The following is a 6,759-nucleotide window of genomic DNA, read 5'->3' on the forward strand; positions in this document are numbered from 1 at the left end:
ATGCCGACAAAAATCGAAAAGGACAGTGTTACGGGAATCGAGACGACCGGGCACGAGTGGGATGGTATCAAGGAATTGAACCGTCCGCTGCCGAAGTGGTGGCTGTACGTCCTCTACGCCACGATCGTCTGGGCCTTGGTCTATTACATTCTATACCCGTCGATTCCGGGTCTCAGCGGCTATACCGGGGGCGTCCTCGGCTACAACAGCCGCGAGGCGGTCGTGACGGATATTGCCGCGGCGCGGTCGGCCCAGGCCGAATTTCTCAACCGCATCGACGCCGTATCTCCCGAGGAGGTCCGGGCGGAACAGGCGCTGTTCAATTTCGCAATGGCCGGCGGGCGCACGGCTTTCGCCGACAATTGCGCACCCTGCCATGGCAGCGGCGCGGCGGGGGCCGTCGGATATCCGAGTCTGGTCGATGACAGTTGGATCTGGGGTGGGTCGCTCGACGATATTCATCAAACATTGCTTTATGGGATTCGGGCCGACAACGACGAGACCAGATCGAGCGAGATGCCGGCCTTCGGCGCCCTCGAGATATTGTCGCGGGAGCAGATCAACGACGTGGCGGAATACGTTCTCTCGCTATCCGGGCGCGAAGAGGATGCCGAGGCTGCCGGCGCCGGTGCCGAAATATTCGCCGAACAGTGCACGGCCTGCCATGGCGAGGCCGGCGAAGGCATGGCCGAACTAGGGGCCCCCAATCTTTCCGATCCGATTTGGCTGTACGGCGGCGAAAAGGCCGATATCGTCGAATCGATCCGCAATTCGCGCGCCGGGATGATGCCGGCCTGGGTGAATCGGCTGGATGGACCGACCATCAAGATGCTCACCGTCTATGTGCATGCACTCGGCGGCGGCCAATAAATCGCGCCAGTCATGGACGCGATCACCACCACCGCGTCGATGACCGCGACCGAGACCGGCATCCCGGTCGACGACGTCCGCTCGTTCAAGGCCGACGGCAAGCCCCCGCTCTACGAGGCGCGCAACCGCGTCTACCCCAAGGACGTGAAGGGCCCACTGCGTCGATTCAAATGGATCATATTGATCGTCCTGCTCGGCATCTATTACACGGTGCCGTGGCTGCGCTGGGACCGCGAGCCGGGCATGCCCGACCAGGCGGTGCTGATCGATTTACCCGCCCGGCGGGCCTATTTCTTCTTTATCGAGATTTGGCCCCATGAGGTCTACTACATCACCGGACTCCTGGTCTTCGGCGCCGTCGGGCTGTTCCTGGCGACCAGCCTGTTGGGACGGGTCTGGTGCGGCTACGCATGCCCACAGACGGTGTGGACCGATCTCTTCATGTGGGTCGAACGCAAGATCGAGGGCGACCGCAACGCCCGTATTCGGTTGGACAAGAAGCCACTCTCTCGTAACAAGGTCATCAAGAAAGTCCTCAAACATGGGGCTTGGATCCTGATTGGCATCTTCACCGGCGGGGCCTGGATTCTCTATTTCAACGACGCGCCGACCGTCCTGCCGCAATTGTTGACCGGGGAGGCTTCCCTGGCGATCTATGGCTTTGTCGGCCTGTTCGCTGCCACCACTTACACCTTGGCGGGATGGGCGCGTGAACAGCTCTGCACCTATATGTGCCCATGGCCGCGGTTCCAGGCCGCGATGTTCGACGAGAATACATTGGTCGTGACATATGAGGACTGGCGCGGCGAACCGCGAGGCCGGCACCGCCAAGGACAGTCGTGGGAGGGGCGGGGCGACTGCGTCGACTGCCGTCAATGCGTTACCGTCTGTCCGACCGGTATCGACATTCGCGATGGCAACCAGCTCGAATGCATCGGCTGTGGGCTGTGTATCGACGCCTGCAACGCGGTCATGGAGAAAGTCGGGCGGCCGCGCGATTTGATCATGTTCGACACAACGCTCAATCAGATCAACCGCGCCGAAAGCAAGGAGCTTAGCTACAAACTGCTGCGCCCGCGGACCCTCATCTACGCCTCGATCATGGCGCTCGCCGCTGCCGTGATGATTGGGACGCTGATCACCCGGCCCAGCCTCCATGTCAATGTGTTGCACGACCGTTCGCCGCTTTTCATTCCGATGTCCGACGGCAGCATCCGCAACGGCTACACATTGAAAATCTCGAACATGCGCAACCCCGCGCGTGCCTTTGACGTCAGCATCGAAGGCATTGCCGACGCGCGCCTCGATGTATCCGGGCAAACGACCGGCACCGGAACCAACGCCCGCTTGCAGGTCGGCCAGGACGATGTTGCCACCTATCGGGTTTTTGTTACCGTGCCGCGCGACGACGTCGCCTCGGAGTCGACGGATCTGGTCTTCATTGTCGAGGCCCCGTGGAGTGGCGAGACCACGCGCTACAAGACCGTGTTCCGGGGTCCTGACAAATGAACGGCTGGCAGCGGTTTTTTGCATCGGACCGATGGATCCCATGGACTTTCGTCGCTTTCTTTTGCGTCGTCTTCGGGGTAAATGCCGTGTTGGTCGGATTTGCCATCGGCAGCTGGAGCGGCTTGACGACGGACAGTGCCTATCGGAATGGTTTGGCGTACAATGATCAGATCGAGGCGGCGCGAACCCAAGCCGCGCTTGGGTGGCAGGTCGCCCTCGATGTAGATCGGCGATCCGACGGCATCACCACGCTTGCGGTACGAATTCGAAACCAGTTTGGACGCGATATCTCCGATGCCCGGGTCGAAGCCGCCTTCCTCCGGCCGACCCATGACGATGCGGACATCGCGACGACGCTGGCGCCACGAGGCAACGGACTCTACGGAGCACAAATCGAACTGCCACTGCCAGGACAATGGGACCTCCGACTCGACGTGACCAAGGACGGCCGCCGGCATCAATCGACGCGACGCCTGCACCTGTCTTAGCCGCGAACTCCCCACCGGTTGCCGCCTGCGCCCATTGCGGGCTGCCGCTCGACGGCGATGGCGCGGTGCGCGACCGATTCTGCTGCGCCGGCTGTGCCGCCGCCTTTGATGTCATAGCGGAGCTCGATCTCGACGCGTTTTACAAACGTCGCGACCATGGCTCTGACGCGCGTCCGTTACGGCCGGACGCGGATTCGCCGACCATCGATTACGGCGCCCATGTCGAGGACAAGGGCAACGAACAAGGCCTCAACCTGATGGTCGATGGGATCAATTGCGCGGCTTGCGTCTGGCTGATCGAATCGGCCTTGGCCAAAGTGCCCGGCGTGACCTGGGCACGGGTCAACATGACCACGCGCCGCCTCACCCTCCGGTGGCAGAAGGACAAAGCCGAGGCCAATGATCTGGTCGCCCGAATCGCCGCGCTCGGCTATCGCCTGGCGCCGTTCGATCCAATCCGTCTCGAGGCGGCCACCGACACCCGCGACCAGGCCCTGCTGCGCGCCCTGGCGGTCGCCGGCTTTGCCGCCGGCAATATCATGCTGCTGTCGGTCGCGGTGTGGGCGGGAACCGACATGGGGCCTGCGACCCGTGAGCTGATGCATTGGGTGTCGGCCCTGATCGCACTCCCGGCGATCGGCTATGCCGGGCGGCCATTCTTTCACTCGGCGCTTTCGGCGCTTGGTCATGGGCGGGTCAATATGGACGTGCCGATCTCCCTGGCCGTGGTCCTTGCCACCGGGATGAGCCTCTGGGAGACTGCGACCGGCGGCTTGCATGTCTATTTCGATTCCGCGGCCGCGCTGCTGTTCTTCCTGCTCATCGGTCGCTACCTGGACAGTCGCGCCCGTGGGCAAGCCAGGTCGGCGGCCGCGCACTTGCTGGCATTGTCGGCGCGCGCGATTCGGGTTCTCGAGAGCGACGGCACCCAACGCACGATTTCACCTGGTCAAGCGCGCCCCGGGATGACTGTTCTGGTTGCCTGCGGTGAGCGGATCGGGACCGACGGCCGCGTCCTCGACGGTGGCGGAGATGTCGATACCAGCCTGATCGATGGCGAGTCGCTGCCGACCAATGTGGCCCGCGGCGATTTGGTCTTTGCCGGCACGGTCAACCTCGGTGAACCGCTGCGGATCTCGGTCACCGCCGCCGGCGACGATACGCTGCTCGCCGAAATCGTACGCATGATGGAGGCGGCGGAGCAGGGACGGGCGACTTACGTTCGCCTCGCCGATCGTGTCGCACGCCTCTATGCTCCGGTCGTTCACGGGCTGGCGCTGGCGACTTTCGTCGGGTGGATGGTGATCGGCCAGGCCTCGTGGCAGGTGGCTCTGCTTTATGCGGTCGCCGTCCTGATCATCACCTGTCCCTGTGCGTTGGCGTTGGCCGTTCCGGCGGTGCAGGTAATCGCTTGCGGGCGCCTGCTGCGCCGGGGCGTTTTGGTCAAATCGGGCACGGCGCTCGAGCGCTTGGTCAAGGTCGATATCGTCGTCTTCGACAAAACGGGGACCCTGACCGAGGGCCGGCTCGACCTCATCGACACGCGCCGCTATGCCTCGGCCGATCTTAGGTTGGCGGCGTCGATGGCGCTGGCCAGCCGACACCCCCTGTCGCGCGCGTTGGTTCGGGCGACGCCGTTGACCACGGTAGCGGAAGGCGTTCGCGAGGTACCGGGTGGCGGATTGATTTTAGACACCGCGGAGGGCGAGGTGCGTCTCGGCAGCCATGAATTTTGCGATGCGACCGATTTGCTTGAACGGGAAAGTCCCGAGGTGTGGCTGCGGAAACCGAACGAATCCCCGGTCCGCTTCGCGTTCGCCGACCGTCCGCGGACCGATTCGGGGTCGGTCGTGGCGGACTTGCAAAAGCGGGGCCTTGACGTCGTATTGCTTTCTGGCGACCGCCGTCGCGCGGTCGCCGATATCGCACAGCGTTTGGGTATACGGCGCTGGATGGCGCGCTGTGATCCGGTGGCCAAGGTCCGCCAACTGGAAACCCATCACCACGACGGACACGCCGTGCTGATGGTCGGTGACGGTCTCAACGATGCGCCGTCCCTGGCCGCCGCCGATGTTTCGATGTCGCCTTCGACGGCGGCGGATATCAGCCAGAATGCCGCCGATATCGTGTTCCAGGGCGATCGTCTCGGGCCGGTCGTCGAGACCATCGACGTCGCGCGTCGGGCCGGGCGATTGGTGCGCCAGAACCTCGGTTTCGCCGTCCTCTACAACGCGGTGACCATTCCCCTCGCCGTCGCCGGACTGGCCACGCCCCTGGTCGCTGCGATCGCGATGTCGACATCGTCGCTGCTCGTTATCGGCAACGCCCTGCGTTTGGCAAAGGGGAACACATCGTGACCGGCCTGCTTTATCTCATCCCCGTCGCGCTGCTGCTTGGCGGGATCGGCCTCGCTGCCTTTCTTTGGGCGTTGCGGTCAGGTCAGTTCGACGATCTCGACGGTGCCGCCCATCGCATTCTGTTCGATGACGAGGACGAGCGGCCGTTGGGCCCAAAGGAGGACGATTAGGGAACTCGGTAGCGGTCAGATCCCTGCTTGGCGCAGTGTCTTAATGGCGCGCGTGAACCCAAGCAGCGACACGTCGACCCGAAACGCCTTCTTCTCCGGCCCGGCGAAGGTGACTTTGAATTGGGTTCCCGCCTGCATCTGCTTGATTTGCTGGTCGCTCATCGACATCTCGGTGCGGCATTCGACCTTGCGGCACTCGACCGGCGGCGACAACAGCGCCGGCTGTTCATCGACCTGCATCCGCACCTTTTCGCCGACGACCAGGCCTGGAGGCATGCGGAGGGTCATGACCGGGGTTTTCTGCTCCCCAGCCAGTCGAACGATGACCGCTATAATCAACCGCTTTTGCTGCTCACCCTGCGCCCACAGCTGGGTGTTGATGCGGCAGAAACGAACGGGGTCGGCCCCCTCTTTGGCGGCGCGCTCGAAGCAGAGATAGGTCCAGTTCTTGATCTTTTCCCGCTTGGTCAACTTGACCTCGGTTTCGGTCTGCGCCATCGCCGCCGTGTCGACCAGCGACGGCGCCACGGCCAAGCAACCGAGGAAAGAGAGGAAGATGATGAATTTAAAGGCTTTCATGCGTCCGTCCGGCCCCTTGTAGCGGTTTGTTGAGCGGCCGCAGATTGGACCAAATCGTCGAGCGCTACAAGAGCCGAAACAGCAAAATCCACAGGTTTCCTGGATGTGGCGGACGGTTCGCCATCGTCGTCCCCGACACCCGGCATTTCGTCATTCCAAGCGCCCGCTTTTGCCGAAAGCAGGGCCGCAGCGTGCAACGGTGCGGCGTCCTTCGTCATCCTGGCGACCCGGGATCCCGTGTCTGCCCCGCGTCACCAAGGCGTCGCGGCGCGCCCGGAACGACGAAATGACATCGCCTCGCCGGGTTTCTGTTGTAAATTTGCAACAACTCGCTCCTAAAATGACATTACGAGCCAACTTTTCCGTAAATGGTGTGGAATTTTCGGCGCCGTGGTGAGAAAGTGGGAAAAAGGCCGCGTCACGAATGCGCGGAATGGTGATGTGCATCCGATCTTCCTGCGTTGCGGATCGGTGCGCGATGAGCAAATGTCGCTGCGCCCCATGACGATGGGCCGCGGCGCGAGCAAGGGGAGCCGCCCAAATGGCCGCACGCGTTGACGACGCCAAGCTAGCCAACCTTTCCAACATTCCGAGCAAGATTTCGAGCGCCCGCCCGGCGGCCTCGCTGAAGACCACGTTGCTGGTCGGCGCGGCGACGGTGGCGGTGGCGGCGCAGCTGCCGGTGGACGAGGCGGCTGCGCAGGACAAGTGGGGACCGTGGATTGCGCCCGGCGGCCAGTTCGGCAGCGCGCAGGAAGGCAACCTCGACATCTTCGTGCCGTTGGC

General features: G+C 63.2%; 8 protein-coding genes. 6 read left to right on the forward strand and 2 right to left on the reverse strand.

The annotated features are described in order from the left end of the window. From ccoP to ccoS, 5 genes are read left to right on the forward strand one after another with little or no spacing between them, the layout of a single operon-like run. Positions 1 to 870: a cytochrome-c oxidase, cbb3-type subunit III gene (ccoP, locus tag GY791_17055; protein ID MCP4330134.1), complete on the forward strand. Its 870-nt coding sequence runs from the start codon at positions 1 to 3 to the stop codon at positions 868 to 870. 39 nt (positions 871 to 909) lie between these two features. Beyond that, positions 910 to 2,379: a cytochrome c oxidase accessory protein CcoG gene (ccoG, locus tag GY791_17060; GenBank protein MCP4330135.1), complete on the forward strand. Its 1,470-nt coding sequence runs from the start codon at positions 910 to 912 to the stop codon at positions 2,377 to 2,379. After that, entirely contained in the window at positions 2,376 to 2,867 is a 492-nt protein-coding gene (locus GY791_17065) for a FixH family protein (protein ID MCP4330136.1), read from the forward strand. The genes ccoG and GY791_17065 overlap by 4 nt, the downstream gene beginning before the upstream one ends. Next, positions 2,795 to 5,224 (forward strand): cadmium-translocating P-type ATPase, encoded by a 2,430-nt coding sequence (gene cadA / locus GY791_17070; GenBank protein ID MCP4330137.1) that lies wholly within the window; start codon positions 2,795 to 2,797, stop codon positions 5,222 to 5,224. The genes GY791_17065 and cadA overlap by 73 nt, the downstream gene beginning before the upstream one ends. Then, the gene (gene ccoS, locus GY791_17075; protein MCP4330138.1) at positions 5,221 to 5,394 is read left to right on the forward strand and encodes a cbb3-type cytochrome oxidase assembly protein CcoS; all 174 of its coding nucleotides are present in this window, start codon (positions 5,221 to 5,223) and stop codon (positions 5,392 to 5,394) included. The genes cadA and ccoS overlap by 4 nt, the downstream gene beginning before the upstream one ends. 15 nt (positions 5,395 to 5,409) lie before the next feature. Here the strand turns inward: ccoS and GY791_17080 are convergent, their stop codons facing one another. Further along, on the reverse strand, positions 5,410 to 5,973 hold the full coding sequence (locus GY791_17080; protein ID MCP4330139.1) for a hypothetical protein: 564 nt from the start codon (positions 5,971 to 5,973) through the stop codon (positions 5,410 to 5,412). Positions 5,974 to 6,123: 150 nt separating this feature from the next. Then, positions 6,124 to 6,420, reverse strand: coding sequence for a hypothetical protein (locus GY791_17085; protein MCP4330140.1), 297 nt, complete (start codon positions 6,418 to 6,420; stop codon positions 6,124 to 6,126). 94 nt (positions 6,421 to 6,514) lie between these two features. Between GY791_17085 and GY791_17090 the strand changes: the two genes are divergently transcribed. Next, positions 6,515 to 6,759, forward strand: a 245-nt coding sequence (locus GY791_17090) for a hypothetical protein (GenBank protein ID MCP4330141.1), incomplete at its 3' end; no start/stop codon positions are given.

The organism is Alphaproteobacteria bacterium, assembly GCA_024244705.1.
GTDB lineage: Bacteria > Pseudomonadota > Alphaproteobacteria > JAAEOK01 > JAAEOK01 > JAAEOK01.

Coding starts and splice junctions, on each gene's coding strand:
- ccoP (MCP4330134.1), top strand. CDS start 1: ATGCCGACAAAAATCGAAAAGGACAGTGTTACGGGAATCGAGACGACC.
- ccoG (MCP4330135.1), top strand. CDS start 910: ATGACCGCGACCGAGACCGGCATCCCGGTCGACGACGTCCGCTCGTTC.
- GY791_17065 (MCP4330136.1), top strand. CDS start 2,376: ATGAACGGCTGGCAGCGGTTTTTTGCATCGGACCGATGGATCCCATGG.
- cadA (MCP4330137.1), top strand. CDS start 2,795: ATGGGACCTCCGACTCGACGTGACCAAGGACGGCCGCCGGCATCAATC.
- GY791_17080 (MCP4330139.1), bottom strand. CDS start 5,973: ATGAAAGCCTTTAAATTCATCATCTTCCTCTCTTTCCTCGGTTGCTTG.
- GY791_17085 (MCP4330140.1), bottom strand. CDS start 6,420: ATGCACATCACCATTCCGCGCATTCGTGACGCGGCCTTTTTCCCACTT.